Below are 15,072 nucleotides of genomic sequence, written 5' to 3'. Positions count from 1 at the left end.
GCAATCCTTTGAATAGCCGCTATAACCTGGGGTTAATCCTTCTGTGACTCATAAATCGCCTTAAACTGTAGATGCAACTGGCAGAACAGGGACACCAGCGTAGGATCAAAATGGCTACCGGCGCTGCTGACGATAATTTCGTAGGCGCTTTCATGGGAGAAGCTCGGCTTATAGACCCGCTTTTGCCGCAACGCATCGTAGACATCTGCCAGCGCCAGAATACGGGCTTCCAGTGGGATACTCTCCCCGGCTAAGCCTTCGGGATACCCGGTACCGTCCCATTTTTCATGGTGATAGTGAATCAGGTTTTCCGCCACCGATCCCAGCACCAGCCCCTGGACAATACGCCAGCCTTTAATCGCGTGCTGTTGGATCTGCTTAAACTCGTCGTCGGTCAGTTTGCCTTTTTTTCGGAGAATATGTTCAGGCACGGCAATTTTGCCAATATCGTGCAGGGAGGCGAAGGTCTCTATATCGCGGATCTGCTTCGGCGGTAGCTTGAGTGCGCCCGCCAGCAGGCTGCAATAGGCGGCTACGCGGCGAATATGGCACCCGGTCTCATCATCATGTACATGGTTAATCTTCTCCATCGCTTCCACAATGCTGCGGTTAATCGCCCGGTTCTTATTCATATGCCGCCACATCATCAACATCATGCTAAGAATAAAGAACAGCAGAGCCAACAGCCCGGCGCTGATAATCTGCAGCGCATTTTTGCTCAATGAAGGGGGCTGGACCAGGCTGGCAGGGGGAACCTGCTGGTAACGATAGCTAGAGATAAGATGTATTTGGGAAAGAAGGGCGTAGAGGGGATGGGCGATATTCACCCAGGTACCAATCTGGTAGCTGGAATGGGTCATTCCGGCGACTTTTAACGCGCCGCGGAAAAGATCGCTACCGCGCAACGCCTGTTCCATCGAACTCAAATCCCCAAGAATATAGTCTATGTGGTTACTGTCGATGGCATCGAGCAGCTCATCGATGGAGGAACGGGCGATAAGCGTGACATCAGTCCCGAAGCGTTGACGCAGATAGTAAGAGGCAAACGAGCCACGAATAACGCCAACCCGCTGATGGCGAACCTGCTCTTCGTCGAGAATAAAGGGGGCGCTGGCTTTGTTGTAATACGCGTTGTACCAGTTGACCAGTGGACCAATCTGCCCCTCCATCTGTACGCCGTTGCGAACATCAAAAATATCCGCGAGGCGGATGGGCCAATCTTCATTCTGCATTTTTGTCATATAGTTATCGACAAACTGCACGTCAACATGAATGTTCAAAAGGTCGCGGAGATCGTTCACCAGGCTGATAGCGCTGCCGTGGTAGCCCTGGTCATCTCGCCAGATTATTGGCGCGAAGTTTTCGTTTTTCGGCAACCATAGGGTGAGTCGATTTTCGTCCATCCAGGCGCGTTCGTCAGGCGTTATGGTCAAGCGTTGACGGAAATACCCAAGCCGACTTTGCTCCTCCAGCGCCCTAAGTTTACCGTTCTGTTGCCATTCATTAATAAGTTGATTGATATTATCGCGAAGCGAAATCAGCTCAGGACTGATGCCAAAAGACGCGGTGATATGCAGTGAGTCAAACGGTCGGGAAATAGTGAAATAGAACTGAGGCCCACCCATCTCGCGGTTTTCATTGATATAGAAATCAGCGCCGCCACCGCGGAGAATTTGCAGTGCCTCTCTGCTGCTGTCGACTTCGATAACCTGCTGGAACTGGAGTGAAGGATACGCCTGTTTCACCAGCGCCTGCGTGGGGTCGCTGCGGCGGAAGATAACCCGCGTATTATTGATATCACTGATGGATTTAGCCTGGCGGGTGATGCTGGCGGTGACGATGGGGTTATCAAGCAGGCGGGACGATAGAATAGTGTTTTTCAGGTGCTCTGGCGTTTGCAACACGCTGGCGTAGAGGCCATAGTCATGGTGGTTAAAGCGTTGCTCAAAGGTCGTGCCATCGATGGGGCGTAGCGTCAGGTTGTAGCCGTAGCGTGCATTAATGGCGTGCAGCAGCTCTGGGTAGAATCCCTGAAATTGCCCATGTTCATCGCGCCAGAACTCGAAGCTATCGGCATCAAGTATCCAAACCGGTATAGGTGCGGGGGCCCGGTTTTTTTGCGGCGGCGCGGCGTGGGCGCGGGGAGCGCAAATCAGTATCAGGGTCAGTAGAATAAGGAGACCCAGCGCGTGTCGAAATCCTCGGCAGTCCTGTGTCACGAATCAGTTCCTTTGTAGTGACTATTTCATCCATTGAAATGCTGACAAACAGCAGGGGCTTTCTGCCCATTGACCCAGTGTAGTCGACCATTCAGCCAGGTGATAGTAAATAAGTAATGGTTTATGTAAGGTTTTATCTGCGGCACCTGGACAAAAATGTGACCTCATCGGTAAAAATCAAAACAACTTTTCATAAAATTTGAAAGTGTGTTTGCCTGGTAGTAAGGTGAATAGACTAATCGAACGACTGCGGGTAAGCCGCTTAGCTTTCAGGAGAGGAAAGAATGAAAATTGCACTGATGATGGAAAATAGCCAGGCCAGCAAAAACGCGACTATTCATCATGAGTTAAAAGCCGTTGCCGATGAAAAAGGCTTCCCGGTCTATAACGTGGGTATGAGCGATGAGAACGATCATCACCTGACCTATATCCACCTGGGTATTATGGCCAGCATCCTGCTGAACTCCAAAGCGGTAGATTTCGTGGTGACCGGCTGCGGTACCGGCCAGGGCGCGATGATGTCTCTAAACATCCACCCAGGCGTGGTCTGCGGCTACTGCCTGGATCCAGCAGACGCCTTCCTGTTTGCTCAGATCAACAACGGTAACGCACTGTCTCTGGCTTTCGCTAAAGGCTACGGCTGGGGCGCAGAGCTGAACGTTCGCTACATGTTCGAAAAAGCGTTCACCGGTCGTAACGGCGAAGGCTACCCACCAGAGCGTAAAGAGCCGCAGGTGCGTAATGCCGGTATCCTGAATCAGGTTAAAGCTGCGGTAGTGAAAGAAAACTATCTGGACACCCTGCGCGCAATCGACCCTGCACTGGTGAAAACCGCCGTTTCCGGTCAGCGTTTCCAGGAATGCTTCTTTGAAAACTGCCAGAACAAAGAGATTGAAGCCTTTGTTCGCGAGCTGCTGGCATAAGCCTGACGCTCAACGGTTAAATAAAAACCCACGCCATGGCGTGGGTTTTTTGTTTGTACAGCTTACTGCTTCACTTTCTTCGACACCGCGCTGCCCGCATCCCGCGTTAAGTGCAGCGTATCAATCATCCCCACCAGACAGATAAGCGCGATAAAGATGAACGCCAGGCGGAAGCTGATGCCCGGCACGTCGCTAAGGCTGAGCACGGCGCTAATTTTCTCTCCTAAGCGAATGCCGATGGCCCCAAGCGTGATGCCAAGGCCGATAGCCAACTGGCTAGCCGTACTGAACAGCGTGTTGGCGTAGCTCATCTGGGCGGACGGCACATCGGCAAAGGCCAGCGTGCTGACGCCGGTGAACTGAATCGAACGGAAGACGCCGCCGAGATACAGCACCAGCATAATGACCCACACCGGCGTTTGTGGGGTTAAAAAGGCGCAGGCAACCAGCGCAATCACGTTCAGCGCCCCGTTGAGCAGCAGCAGGCGGCGGAAGCCCAGCTTGCGGATAAGCGGCGTAGTAGCGGGCTTAATGGTCAGGTTACCGACAAACACCGCCAGCACCAGCAGGCCGGAATGGAACGGATCCATACCGAAACCGACCTGGAACAGAAGCGGCAGCAGGAACGGCACGGCGCTGATGGAGGCGCGGAACAGCGATCCGCCGTACATGGTTACCCGGAACGTGGGCACCTGCAGCGCATCCATGCGGATCATCGGTGACGGGCTGCGGCGGAAATGCCGCAAAGCGTAATAGAAGGTGGCGGCGCCAATAACCAGCAGCGCGACGATCAATCCCCCCTGCATTTTTTCCGCGCCCAACAGCTCCATGGCATACACCAGGCTCACCATCGAGACCGAGGTCGCCACAAAGCCCGGCAGGTCGAAAGGCCGACGCTCATCATCGCGAATGTTCGGGATGATACGCAGCGCCAGCAGAATCGCGATAATGCCGAGCGGGACGTTAATAAAGAAGATCCAGCGCCAGTCGGCGACCTTGGTGATAAACCCGCCCAGCGGTGGCCCGATGATCGGCGCGATGAGCGCGGGCCAGGTCAGGGTGGCGATGGCGGTAATCAGCAGATGCTTAGGCGTGGTGCGCAGGACGGCAAGTCGCCCGACCGGCACCATTAGCGCGCCGCCGACGCCTTGTAAAATTCGCATCGCCACGAAACTATGGGCGCTGGTCGCCAGGCCACAGAAGACGGAGGAGACGGTGAAGATCGCCAACGCCAGACTGAAGATCGTTCTGGCACCGAAGCGATCGGCAATCCAGCCGCTGGCAGGGATAAGCACGGCGAGGGTGATCAGGTAGGCGCTGATGCCGATGTTCAGGTCAACGGCTTCTACGCCAAAAGTTTTCGCCATATCAGGAAGGGCGGTGGCAATCACCGTGCCATCCAGGAACTCCATAAAGAATGCACCGGCCACAAGCAGCGCAGCAGGGGATACCCCGCGGCTCGCCTGGGCCTGGAGAGGCTCACTCATTGTTGTTTTACCCTATCAAAATAATTTTTAAAATTTATAGCTTTTGTAGATTTGGTAAGTGGTAGATTTCTATAACAAATTTTTTATAAATTTAACTAAGTTGATAAAAATAGCGTGATTCAACTCTCAAAATGGTTGATTTTTGTGATGGCGGTCATATTATGTGCGTAAAGACAATAACACCTGCATAACAAACCGGAGCATCAACATGAAACAGCGCATGCGTAAAATCCTCAAAAGCATGTTTGAGAACTACTGCAAAACTTTCAAAGACGTACCGCCAGGCGCTATGTTCTGATAAAAAAAACCTGCCACGGCAGGTTTTTTTATCTTCTGCGAAAGTAGGTTACTATTATGCTCCGCAAAATAGGAGCAAAAAATGTCCCAGAACCTGACCCCGAACGATGAACTGGTTTCCGATGTCGTGGCCTGCCAGCTCGTTATCAAACAGATCCTCGACGTTATTGACGTTATCGCCCCGGTTGAAGTCCGTGAAAAAATGGCGAGTCAGTTGAAAACTATCGATTTTACCACCCATCCGGCAGGGGCCGACCCGGTGACGATGCGAGCGATTCAGAAAGCGATTGCACTGATTGAGCTGAAGTTTACGCCGCAGGACGCAACGCACTAATACGCGGTGAGGTATCAGGGCAGACGGCCCTGAATCGGTCTGAAATAAGGGCGGCGATTCCGCCCTTATGAATTCAATTAATGGTGTTGTTGAGAGACGATATTCAGCAGATGCTGATCGGTTTGTTGAATGCACAGGCCGGCTTTACGCGCGCTGCGAACTTCATCCAGAATTGTCTTCAGCAAGATACCATCCTGTTCCTGTTCTTCTTCCAGTGCGTTCAGGAAGCTCAGGGTGCTATCGTCATGAAGCACTTTCGCTTGTTCAGTTAATTCTGACAACGTAGATGCACGCTGGTCGTGGTCTTCGAGGGTTTTAAGGAAAAGATCTTCGAGGGTGGCACATTTATCTTCGCAAGTTTCAAAAGCCTTAACCACCGGATAAGCGCCAGATTTCTTCATATAATCGAACACCCGCATCATCTGCGTTACGCTGGATTGTGCCCGTGAACGTAGAAACGTTGCGGTACCATTCAGCCGATGTTCTGAGCACCACTCGCTCAAACGCAAATAATGATTAGATGCAGAAAATTCAAGATTCATCTGTGCATTAAGCTTTTGAACCATTCCTGGAACTGCCATACAAATATCCTTATTACTGGTAGGAACGATACGCGTGACATCGCATAGTTCGTAATAGCCGCTAACCATGCGCTATTTCCGCGTTTGAGTGTGACTACATATTACCTGTAGTCCTTGCGTCCGACCGCGAGATATAATATCGCCCGGTCGAATAAAAGAATACTCTTAGTATGGATATAAGAAAAGTCTCACGAAGTGCTTTTTACGTTTCGTTACAACCTATATAGGGAATAACCGAAAAGGCAAGGATATATTTTCGTAATGCTATGATTACTAGTGGATATAACGAATTCGTATAGTCTCTGTAAGGCTTTGTTAACATATGGAATGGCCATTGCAACGCATACAGTAAAAATGTGATCGTGATCTGATTTTTTATTGCAGTATAAGGTCAATGCAGATGGAATACGTATTATTTCCTATGAATGGCATTTTACGAATAATAAATGCTAACTAAATCGCGTATTTTCAGATGGCTGTATTAAATATCAGAATGATGCTCAATTTGTTTTAGATCATTTTTGGTATTAGCAGGCTAGAGGATTATGTTCGCGGTAATAAAAAGTACGTAAAGTCCTTCCCGTTTCGTCGCTTCAGGGAAGACTCGTTGGTTTAAAATGACAGGAGTTAAAATGAAACAGGTTGCTGTACTGCTGGCCCCAGGCTTTGAAGAAGGGGAAGCGATTGTCACTATCGATATTCTGCGTCGTCTGCACATCGGTGTTGAACTGGTGTCGTGCGCTGAATCTCGCGCGGTAGTGAGCTATCACGATATTCCGATGGTCGCCGACGCGACGCTGGCAGAACGTCTCGATACGCTGTATGACGCCGTGGTTCTGCCGGGCGGCCCACAGGGAAGCGTGAATCTGGCGGCGAATAAAGACGTCGTTAAATTTGTCGCCGCTCACGATGCGGCTGGTAAACTGATCTGCCCAATCTGCTCTGCGGCTGCACGTGTATTAGCGGGTAACGATCTGCTGAAAGGGCGTCGTTATGTCTGCTCCGGTGATTTATGGCAGGACGTAAAAAACGGCGAATACGTTGATGCGCCGGTGGTGGAAGATGGCAATCTGATTAGCGGCAAAGGTTTTGGTCACGTCTTTGATTTCGCCTTTACCGTTTCGGCCCGCCTGTTGGGTGACGAAGCACCGGTACGCGACCACGCCGATCATATCTATTACCGTTGGTAATACCGCGCAAATTCCTCCCAAAGGGATTTCCCGCTGCTGATATAGAGATATCTGCTATTCCCCCGCGTGAATTGTCTGACAATTCACGCGTCTTATATGCACTTATTTGCTGAATATATGCATCACCTTACTGTAATTCTGCCGTGTGATGCCGCTCTCTTCTGCAAAGCCAATTCCTGGCTATTAATATTTCAACAACGTTAACGCTGTTAATAAAACAGCTAATACATTGTTTTATGTCTAATTTAAATCACCTATTTGATTTTCCCTACATAAAAGAACATTAAGGCTGGAGTTAACCATGCACAAATTTACCAAAGCGCTGGCGGCCATTGGTCTGGCAGCGGTTATGTCACAATCGGCTATGGCCGAAAATCTTAAGCTCGGTTTTTTAGTTAAACAGCCGGAAGAACCCTGGTTCCAGACGGAATGGAAGTTTGCCGATAAGGCCGGTAAAGACCTCGGCTTTGACGTGATTAAAATTGCCGTGCCGGACGGAGAGAAAACGCTGAACGCAATCGACAGCCTGGCGGCCAGCGGGGCGAAAGGTTTCGTTATCTGTACGCCGGACCCAAAATTAGGGCCAGCCATCGTGGCGAAAGCGCGCGGTTATGACATGAAGGTGATCACCGTCGATGACCAGTTCGTCAATGCCAAAGGCAAACCGATGGAAGACGTGCCGCTGGTGATGATGGCCGCCAGTGAAATCGGTGCGCGTCAGGGGCAGGAACTCTATAAAGAGATGCAAAAACGCGGCTGGGATGTCAAAACCACCGGCGTGATGGCAATTACCGCCAACGAACTGGATACGGCGCGTCGCCGTACCACCGGCTCAATGGATGCTCTGAAAGCCGCGGGCTTCCCGGAAAAACAGATCTATCAGGTTCCAACCAAATCTAACGATATCCCAGGCGCTTTCGATGCCGGTAACTCCCTGCTGGTACAGCACCCAGAAGTGAAACAGTGGCTGATTATCGGGATGAACGACAACACCGTACTGGGTGGCGTCCGCGCGACGGAAGGCCAGGGCTTTAAAGCGGCGAACGTCATTGGTATCGGTATTAACGGCGTTGATGCGGTGAACGAGCTGTCGAAAGCGCAGGCGACCGGCTTCTTTGGCTCACTGCTGCCAAGCCCGGATATTCACGGCTATAAGACCAGTGAACTGCTCTACAACTGGGTACAGAAAGGCGCGGAACCACCGAAATTTACCGCGGTGACCGACGTGGTGCTGATTACCCGCGATAACTTCAAAGAAGAGCTGGCGAAAAAAGGCCTCTGAGTCCTGATAGCTCTCCCTTCGCGACAGCGGAGGGAGACGAGTCGTGTCATTGTGGAGGTTGCGATGCAACAGTCGACCCCTTATCTCTCTTTCCGCGGTATCAGCAAAACTTTCCCCGGCGTTAAGGCGCTGTCCGACATTAGCTTCGATTGCTATAGCGGCCAGGTGCATGCGTTGATGGGGGAGAACGGTGCCGGAAAATCGACGCTGCTGAAAATTCTCAGCGGCAACTACGCGCCGACCTCTGGGTCTTTGGTGCTGCGTGGAGAAGAGATTTCTTTTGCTGATACCACCGCGGCGCTGAACGCGGGTATCGCGATTATTTACCAGGAACTGCATCTCGTCCCGGAAATGACCGTGGCGGAAAATATCTATCTTGGGCAATTGCCGAGCCGAGGCGGCTTCGTTAATCGCTCTCTTTTAAACTATGAAGCGCGCCTGCAGCTGGAGCATCTGGGGTTGGATATCGACCCTGATACGCCGTTGAAATACCTCTCCATCGGCCAGTGGCAGATGGTAGAGATTGCCAAGGCGCTGGCGCGTAACGCCAAGGTTATCGCCTTTGATGAACCGACCAGTTCCCTTTCGGCGCGTGAGATCGACAACCTGTTTCGGGTGATCCGTGAGTTGCGCAAAGAGGGACGGGTGATCGTCTATGTGTCCCACCGTATGGAGGAGATCTTTGCGCTTAGCGATGCGATAACCGTGTTTAAAGATGGCCGCTATGTCTGCACCTTCGATGATATGCAGGCGGTGAGCCACGACCGGCTGGTGCAGGCAATGGTCGGGCGCGAAATCGGCGATATCTATGGCTGGCAGCCGCGTGAATACGGCGAAGAGCGCCTGCGTCTTGAGCAGGTTAAAGCGCCGGGCGTGCGCACGCCAATATCGCTGGCGGTACGCAGCGGTGAAATCGTCGGTCTGTTCGGGCTGGTGGGGGCAGGGCGAAGTGAACTGATGAAAGGGATCTTCGGCGGCACCCGCTTGAGCAGCGGACAGATCTTTATTGATGGTCAACACGTGATGATTGATAAACCTGCGCAGGCGATTCGTGCCGGGATGATGCTGTGCCCGGAAGACCGCAAAGCCGAGGGGATCATTCCCGTTCACTCGGTGCGCGACAACATCAACATCAGCGCGCGGCGTAAACACATCCACGCCGGTTGCCTTATCAATAACGGCTGGGAAGCGACCAACGCCGACCACCATATTCAATCGCTCAATATCAAAACGCCCGGTGCGCAGCAGTTGATTATGAACCTCTCCGGAGGCAATCAGCAGAAGGCGATCCTGGGTCGTTGGTTATCTGAGGATATGAAGGTCATCCTGCTCGATGAGCCGACGCGCGGTATCGATGTCGGGGCCAAACATGAAATTTATAACGTGATTTACGCGCTGGCGGCCTCCGGCGTGGCGGTGCTCTTTGCCTCCAGCGACCTGCCGGAAGTACTGGGTGTGGCCGACCGCATTCTGGTGATGCGGGAAGGGGAAATATCCGGGGAGCTGCTGCACGACAGCGCTAATGAACAACAGGCGTTAAGCCTGGCGATGCCTAAAGTCGGTCAGGCGGTTGCCTGAGGAAGGAGGTTACGATGTCATCTGTTACTACACCGGGCGCGCGCCGCACGTCACTGAGCTTTGGCCGTATCTGGGATCAGTACGGCATGCTGGTGGTCTTTGCCGTGCTGTTTATCTGCTGCGCTATTTTTGTGCCTAACTTTGCCTCCTTCATCAACATGAAGGGGCTGGGGCTGGCGATTTCGATGTCGGGTATGGTGGCCTGCGGGATGCTGTTCTGCCTGGCCTCCGGCGACTTTGACCTGTCGGTTGCCTCGGTCATTGCCTGCGCGGGGGTAACCACGGCGGTGGTGATTAATCTCACCGAAAGCCTGTGGATTGGCGTCTTCGCCGGTCTGCTGTTGGGGGCACTTAGCGGTCTGGTCAACGGTTTTGTGATTGCAAAGCTGAAAATCAACGCGCTGATCACCACCCTTGCGACCATGCAGATTGTGCGCGGCCTGGCCTACATTATCTCAGACGGTAAAGCGGTCGGGATTGAAGACGAGCGCTTTTTTGCCCTCGGCTATGCCAACTGGTTAGGGCTGCCGGCCCCGATCTGGTTAACCGTCGGCTGCCTGATTATCTTTGGCCTGCTGCTCAACAAAACCACTTTTGGTCGTAACACGCTGGCGATTGGCGGCAACGAAGAGGCGGCGCGTCTGGCCGGGGTTCCGGTGGTGCGTACCAAAATCATTATCTTTGTGCTCTCCGGCCTGGTGTCGGCGGCGGCGGGGATTATTCTGGCGTCGCGCATGACCAGCGGTCAGCCGATGACCTCGATTGGCTATGAGTTAATCGTTATTTCGGCGTGCGTGCTCGGCGGGGTATCGCTGAAAGGGGGGATTGGTAAGATCTCGTATGTGGTTGCCGGGATCCTGATTCTGGGGACGGTAGAGAACGCCATGAACCTGCTGAACATCTCGCCGTTCTCACAGTATGTGGTGCGCGGGTTGATTCTGCTGGCGGCGGTGATCTTTGACCGTTACAAGCAAAAGGCGAAGCGTACCGTTTGATCGTTGGGTGTTTGTCCCGGCGTCGCAGTAATCGGCCGGGCAACAGGCAGGTATTTTTGTCGCCCGGCCGATTACTGCGACGCCGGGTTTTGCGTATTGTTACAGTGTCACTAACAGCACATCAACTCCGCTATTCCCGGCAATATTTTTCGCCGAGCTGGTCGCGCGTGAAAAGAAGCTCTGGTTATGGTTACCGCAGATAACCAGGTCAACCTGATGATTTTTGCAGAACGCTTTAACGTGATCGCACAGCTCGCCGGAGGCGATCTGGCTTTTCCAGATGGGGTAATCAGCCGCGTCAGCCAGGGTTTGCAGAAATTGCCGCGTCTCCTCCTGCATTAGCTCACGTAGATTCTCCAGCATCGGCGCTGCCAATTGGTTATACATTTCCGGGTCGGTAGACAGCGTCATCAGGCTAATTCTCGCGTTAGCGGGCCTGGCGATGGCGACAGCTTTCCTTAGCAGTTCATGACTCTCTGGGGTCGGCGCAACGGCCACCAAAAGATGTGAGTACGACATCAGACCTCCTTGCTTGAAGAATACGCACGTTCAATCTTTCATCTCTTACTCTTTTTACCGTATCGCTGCAAGCGGAAGACGGAATATTGCTGTTTATAATTTAACCTAATACATAAGCAAGTTTTATGCGAGTGATTGGCTGAAATATGCACAGCTTGCATAAGCCCTGCTGAATATATGATGTAATCAATATCGATCTTAAATATTTAATTCTTGCTGAAATCATGTTAATGAAAAGTAAATAACAAGCAAATGAATTTACTGCGAATGAATCACTGTTTCAATTTATTGAATTTAAAATGAATTTTATTTATCAGATAAAAGTATGATCTGTGATAATTTTTTCACATATGGCTCGCGTAAAGTCCTTCCGCCTGGAGAGATGTTAAATAGTTTTGGTGAATGAATATCCGTTAGGCAGGAATAAAATAGCAATTTTTTAGCTTAAATAATGCGCAAAATACAACCGTGACTGATGGATTACTCCTAAAAATGGGGTTTGATTTTGTGAGCTTGATCACATAAATTTCAAATTAACAGTGAAGTAACATTGTATGTGTCACATCTGGCGAGTAAAGTTGCGTCGAATTAGGAAAAATCTTAGTAAATTGTAAGAAATGTTTAGAATTGGCGGTCATAGAGGTTACTGCCCAGACCGACAATCCTGCAGAAAGATTCGCCTAATCGGCTATGCATTTCGACCGATTCATTTTTATCGGGCCTTGCCCGACGACATCACGGGGTATGCGGTTTGACCGCATAAAAGTACTAATTGGTTATTCGGGATGGGGAAAATGCATACATCCGAGTTGCTAAAGCACATCTATGACATCAATTTGTCTTACTTGCTTCTTGCACAGCGTTTGATTGGTCAGGATAAGGCTTCTGCTATGTTCCGTCTCGGTATCAACGAGGCCATGGCAAAAGTTCTGGGTGAACTGACTCTGCCGCAGATGGTGAAAATTGCGGAGACCAACCAGTTAGTTTGTCAGTTCCGTTTTGATGATGCGCAAACCATCACCCGGCTCACACAAGAATCACGCGTTGACGACCTGCAGCAGATTCATACCGGTATTCTGCTTTCCACCAGACTGCTGAATGAAGCCAGCCAATCAGGCGAACCTGCTCGTAAGAAAAGGGCCTGACAATGAGCGAAAAAAGCATTGTTCAGGAAGCTCGCGATATTCAGCTGGCCATGGAGCTGATAACGCTGGGCGCGCGTTTGCAGATGCTGGAAAGTGAAACCCAGCTCAGCCGTGGCCGTTTGATAAAACTGTATAAAGAATTGCGCGGCAGCCCGCCGCCAAAGGGAATGTTGCCGTTTTCCACGGACTGGTTTATGACATGGGAGCAGAATATTCACTCCTCCATGTTTTGTAATGCCTGGCAATTTTTACTCAAAAGTGGGCAGTGCTCCGGCGTGGATGCCGTGATCAAAGCCTACCGTTTGTACCTCGAACAATGCCCACAGCAGGATAATGGCCCGCTCCTGGCACTGACTCGCGCGTGGACATTAGTCCGTTTTGTCGAAAGCGGAATGCTTGAACTTTCCAGCTGTCACTCCTGCGGCGGTAATTTCATTACCCATGCGCACCAGCCAGCAGGGAGCTTTGTTTGCAGCCTCTGTCAGCCGCCATCTCGCGCAGTAAAAAGACGTAAACTTTCCGACAATTCTGCCGATAGTAATCCACAACTGCTGGATGAACAGATAGAGCAAGCTGTTTAACCTCACGCGACGTGGGTAAAACACTCCAGCAGCGGTCTTAACGACCGCTGCTTTTTTTTACCCGTCGGTGAGTGAAATTGCTCGTCTGTCTCCACTCATGGTCAACGGTGGAAGGATGATAACGTGCTTATCTTAATAGGTTACCTGGTTGTTTTAGGGACAGTTTTCGGCGGCTACATGATGACCGGCGGACACCTTGGGGCACTGTATCAACCGGCCGAGCTGATTATTATCGGCGGGGCGGGTGTTGGCGCTTTTATCGTCGGTAACAACGGCAAGGCCATCAAAGGCACGCTTAAGGCGCTGCCGCTGCTGTTTCGTCGCTCGAAATACACCAAAACGATGTATATGGATCTGCTGGCGCTGCTCTACCGGCTGATGGCGAAGTCACGCCAGCAGGGGATGTTTTCGCTTGAGCGTGATATTGAAAACCCGAAAGAGAGCGAAATCTTTGCCAGCTATCCACGTATCCTGGCCGATAAGGTCATGCTGGAATTTATCGTCGATTACCTGCGCTTGATTATCAGCGGCAACATGAACACCTTCGAAATTGAAGCGCTGATGGACGAAGAGATCGAAACCCATGAAAGCGAATGTGAAGTCCCGGCGAACAGCCTGGCGCTGGTCGGCGACTCGCTGCCCGCGTTCGGTATCGTGGCGGCGGTCATGGGGGTGGTTCACGCATTAGGCTCGGCGGATCGCCCGGCAGCGGAGCTGGGTGCGCTGATTGCCCACGCGATGGTCGGTACCTTCCTCGGCATTCTGCTGGCCTACGGCTTTGTTTCTCCGCTAGCAAGCGTACTGCGCCAGAAGAGTGCGGAAACGACGAAAATGATGCAGTGCGTCAAAATCACGCTGCTGTCGAATCTCAACGGCTATGCACCGCCGATTGCCGTCGAATTTGGCCGCAAAACCCTTTACAGCAGCGAACGTCCATCGTTTATCGAACTGGAAGAACACGTCCGCGCGGTGCGTAACCCGGCAGGCCAGCAGCAGACCACCACCGAGGACGCATGAAAAATCAATCGCATCCTATTGTCGTTGTTAAGCGGCGCAAGCATAAGTCGCACGGTAGCGCCCACGGTTCGTGGAAGATTGCCTATGCTGATTTTATGACCGCCATGATGGCCTTCTTTCTGGTGATGTGGCTTATCTCCATTTCCAGCCCGAAAGAGCTTATCCAGATTGCCGAGTATTTTCGTACCCCGCTGGCGACGGCAATTAGCGGCGGGCAGCGCATGGCGAACAGCGATAGCCCGATCCCCGGCGGCGGCGATGACGTCACCCAGCAGCAGGGTGAAGTACACAAACAGCCCACGATTGACGATCTGAAAAAACGGATGGAGACCAACCGCCTCAAGCGGATTCGTGGCGAACTGGACCAACTGATTGAGGCCGATCCGAAGCTGCGTGCGCTGCGTCCGCATCTGAAAATTGACCTGGTGCAGGAAGGGTTGCGTATTCAGATTATCGATAGCCAGAACCGCCCGATGTTTAAAACCGGCAGCGCCGAAGTGGAGCCGTACATGCGCGACATTTTGCGCGCTATCGCCCCGGTGCTGAATGAAATTCCTAACAAGGTTAGCCTCTCCGGCCATACGGATGATTACCCGTACGCCTCCGGTGAGAGGGGATACAGCAACTGGGAGCTGTCGGCGGACCGCGCCAACGCCTCGCGTCGCGAACTGGTCGCCGGCGGGCTGGACGACGGCAAAGTATTGCGCGTTATCGGGATGTCGAACTCGATGCGCTTGTCAGAGCACGGTGGTAACGATGCGATCAACCGTCGTATCAGCCTTCTGGTGCTGAATAACCAGGCTGAGCAGGCCATTCTTCATGAGAATGCCGAGAGCCAGAATGAACCTTTAAGCGTATTACAGTCGCCGAATACCGCTTCAGACGCGGCAGGTACTACGCCGCCCCAACCCGACTCGAGGTGAT

15 protein-coding genes are annotated in these 15,072 nt (G+C 52.0%); 11 read left to right on the top strand and 4 right to left on the bottom strand.

Annotation, left to right across the window (positions count from 1 at the left end; all coding sequences use genetic code 11):
• Positions 1 to 32: 32 nt before the first annotated feature.
• Positions 33 to 2,219, bottom strand: a complete 2,187-nt coding sequence (locus V6944_RS01270) for an HD domain-containing phosphohydrolase (protein ID WP_333497588.1) — start codon at positions 2,217 to 2,219, stop codon at positions 33 to 35.
• A 284-nt stretch (positions 2,220 to 2,503) separates the two neighbouring features.
• Here V6944_RS01270 and V6944_RS01265 point away from each other — a divergent pair, with 284 nt between their 5' ends.
• Positions 2,504 to 3,142, top strand: a complete 639-nt coding sequence (locus V6944_RS01265) for an RpiB/LacA/LacB family sugar-phosphate isomerase (RefSeq protein ID WP_333497587.1) — start codon at positions 2,504 to 2,506, stop codon at positions 3,140 to 3,142.
• 62 nt (positions 3,143 to 3,204) lie between these two features.
• Here V6944_RS01265 and V6944_RS01260 read toward each other — a convergent pair whose 3' ends face one another.
• Positions 3,205 to 4,629, bottom strand: coding sequence for an MFS transporter (locus V6944_RS01260; protein WP_185669422.1), 1,425 nt, complete (start codon positions 4,627 to 4,629; stop codon positions 3,205 to 3,207).
• Positions 4,630 to 4,837: 208 nt separating this feature from the next.
• On the opposite strand from V6944_RS01260, the gene azuC reads away from it, so the two are divergent.
• Positions 4,838 to 4,927: a stress response protein AzuC gene (azuC, locus tag V6944_RS01255; RefSeq protein ID WP_015963980.1), complete on the top strand. Its 90-nt coding sequence runs from the start codon at positions 4,838 to 4,840 to the stop codon at positions 4,925 to 4,927.
• Between the two features lie 81 nt (positions 4,928 to 5,008).
• Positions 5,009 to 5,260 carry a DUF2766 family protein gene (locus tag V6944_RS01250; RefSeq protein WP_185669423.1) on the top strand — a complete coding sequence of 84 codons (252 nt, stop codon included), beginning with the start codon at positions 5,009 to 5,011 and terminating at the stop codon, positions 5,258 to 5,260.
• 77 nt (positions 5,261 to 5,337) lie between these two features.
• Here V6944_RS01250 and V6944_RS01245 read toward each other — a convergent pair whose 3' ends face one another.
• On the bottom strand, positions 5,338 to 5,841 hold the full coding sequence (locus tag V6944_RS01245; protein WP_333497586.1) for a non-heme ferritin-like protein: 504 nt from the start codon (positions 5,839 to 5,841) through the stop codon (positions 5,338 to 5,340).
• A gap of 632 nt (positions 5,842 to 6,473) precedes the next feature.
• On the opposite strand from V6944_RS01245, the gene V6944_RS01240 reads away from it, so the two are divergent.
• The 4 genes from V6944_RS01240 (at position 6,474) to araH (ending at position 10,886) form a co-directional block, all read left to right on the top strand.
• Entirely contained in the window at positions 6,474 to 7,031 is a 558-nt protein-coding gene (locus V6944_RS01240) for a DJ-1/PfpI family protein (RefSeq protein ID WP_185669425.1), read from the top strand.
• 301 nt (positions 7,032 to 7,332) lie between these two features.
• The gene (locus V6944_RS01235) at positions 7,333 to 8,313 is read left to right on the top strand and encodes an arabinose ABC transporter substrate-binding protein (protein WP_185669426.1); all 981 of its coding nucleotides are present in this window, start codon (positions 7,333 to 7,335) and stop codon (positions 8,311 to 8,313) included.
• Positions 8,314 to 8,376: 63 nt separating this feature from the next.
• On the top strand, positions 8,377 to 9,891 hold the full coding sequence (gene araG, locus V6944_RS01230; RefSeq protein ID WP_333497585.1) for an L-arabinose ABC transporter ATP-binding protein AraG: 1,515 nt from the start codon (positions 8,377 to 8,379) through the stop codon (positions 9,889 to 9,891).
• Positions 9,892 to 9,905: 14 nt separating this feature from the next.
• Positions 9,906 to 10,886 carry an arabinose ABC transporter permease AraH gene (gene araH / locus V6944_RS01225; RefSeq protein WP_185669428.1) on the top strand — a complete coding sequence of 327 codons (981 nt, stop codon included), beginning with the start codon at positions 9,906 to 9,908 and terminating at the stop codon, positions 10,884 to 10,886.
• Between the two features lie 99 nt (positions 10,887 to 10,985).
• Here the strand turns inward: araH and uspC are convergent, their stop codons facing one another.
• Entirely contained in the window at positions 10,986 to 11,405 is a 420-nt protein-coding gene (gene uspC, locus V6944_RS01220; protein ID WP_333497584.1) for a universal stress protein UspC, read from the bottom strand.
• Positions 11,406 to 12,199: 794 nt separating this feature from the next.
• On the opposite strand from uspC, the gene flhD reads away from it, so the two are divergent.
• The 4 genes from flhD (at position 12,200) to motB (ending at position 15,071) form a co-directional block, all read left to right on the top strand.
• A complete protein-coding gene (gene flhD / locus V6944_RS01215; protein WP_220439276.1) occupies positions 12,200 to 12,550 on the top strand; it encodes a flagellar transcriptional regulator FlhD in 351 nt (116 codons plus the stop codon).
• Entirely contained in the window at positions 12,547 to 13,131 is a 585-nt protein-coding gene (flhC, locus tag V6944_RS01210) for a flagellar transcriptional regulator FlhC (RefSeq protein WP_333497907.1), read from the top strand. Before flhD ends, flhC begins: the two co-directional genes overlap by 4 nt.
• 123 nt (positions 13,132 to 13,254) lie before the next feature.
• Complete coding sequence (gene motA, locus V6944_RS01205) at positions 13,255 to 14,148, top strand: flagellar motor stator protein MotA (RefSeq protein ID WP_333497583.1); 894 nt, start codon at positions 13,255 to 13,257, stop codon at positions 14,146 to 14,148.
• A complete protein-coding gene (motB, locus tag V6944_RS01200) occupies positions 14,145 to 15,071 on the top strand; it encodes a flagellar motor protein MotB (RefSeq protein ID WP_333497582.1) in 927 nt (308 codons plus the stop codon). Before motA ends, motB begins: the two co-directional genes overlap by 4 nt.
• Position 15,072: the final 1 nt, after the last annotated feature.

It is taken from the genome of Kluyvera sp. CHPC 1.2972, assembly GCF_036759925.1.
In the GTDB taxonomy this organism is placed as follows: Bacteria; Pseudomonadota; Gammaproteobacteria; order Enterobacterales; family Enterobacteriaceae; genus Kluyvera.
The sequence above is the reverse complement of the archived record's forward strand: the minus strand, read 5'-3'. Positions and strand labels throughout refer to the sequence as shown.

Excerpts from the sequence above, each read along its gene's own strand:
- araG (WP_333497585.1), top strand. The coding sequence starts at position 8,377 with ATGCAACAGTCGACCCCTTATCTCTCTTTCCGCGGTATCAGCAAAACT.
- V6944_RS01235 (WP_185669426.1), top strand. The coding sequence starts at position 7,333 with ATGCACAAATTTACCAAAGCGCTGGCGGCCATTGGTCTGGCAGCGGTT.
- araH (WP_185669428.1), top strand. The coding sequence starts at position 9,906 with ATGTCATCTGTTACTACACCGGGCGCGCGCCGCACGTCACTGAGCTTT.
- uspC (WP_333497584.1), bottom strand. The coding sequence starts at position 11,405 with ATGTCGTACTCACATCTTTTGGTGGCCGTTGCGCCGACCCCAGAGAGT.
- V6944_RS01260 (WP_185669422.1), bottom strand. The coding sequence starts at position 4,629 with ATGAGTGAGCCTCTCCAGGCCCAGGCGAGCCGCGGGGTATCCCCTGCT.
- V6944_RS01265 (WP_333497587.1), top strand. The coding sequence starts at position 2,504 with ATGAAAATTGCACTGATGATGGAAAATAGCCAGGCCAGCAAAAACGCG.
- V6944_RS01245 (WP_333497586.1), bottom strand. The coding sequence starts at position 5,841 with ATGGCAGTTCCAGGAATGGTTCAAAAGCTTAATGCACAGATGAATCTT.
- azuC (WP_015963980.1), top strand. The coding sequence starts at position 4,838 with ATGAAACAGCGCATGCGTAAAATCCTCAAAAGCATGTTTGAGAACTAC.
- motB (WP_333497582.1), top strand. The coding sequence starts at position 14,145 with ATGAAAAATCAATCGCATCCTATTGTCGTTGTTAAGCGGCGCAAGCAT.
- V6944_RS01240 (WP_185669425.1), top strand. The coding sequence starts at position 6,474 with ATGAAACAGGTTGCTGTACTGCTGGCCCCAGGCTTTGAAGAAGGGGAA.
- V6944_RS01250 (WP_185669423.1), top strand. The coding sequence starts at position 5,009 with ATGTCCCAGAACCTGACCCCGAACGATGAACTGGTTTCCGATGTCGTG.
- flhD (WP_220439276.1), top strand. The coding sequence starts at position 12,200 with ATGCATACATCCGAGTTGCTAAAGCACATCTATGACATCAATTTGTCT.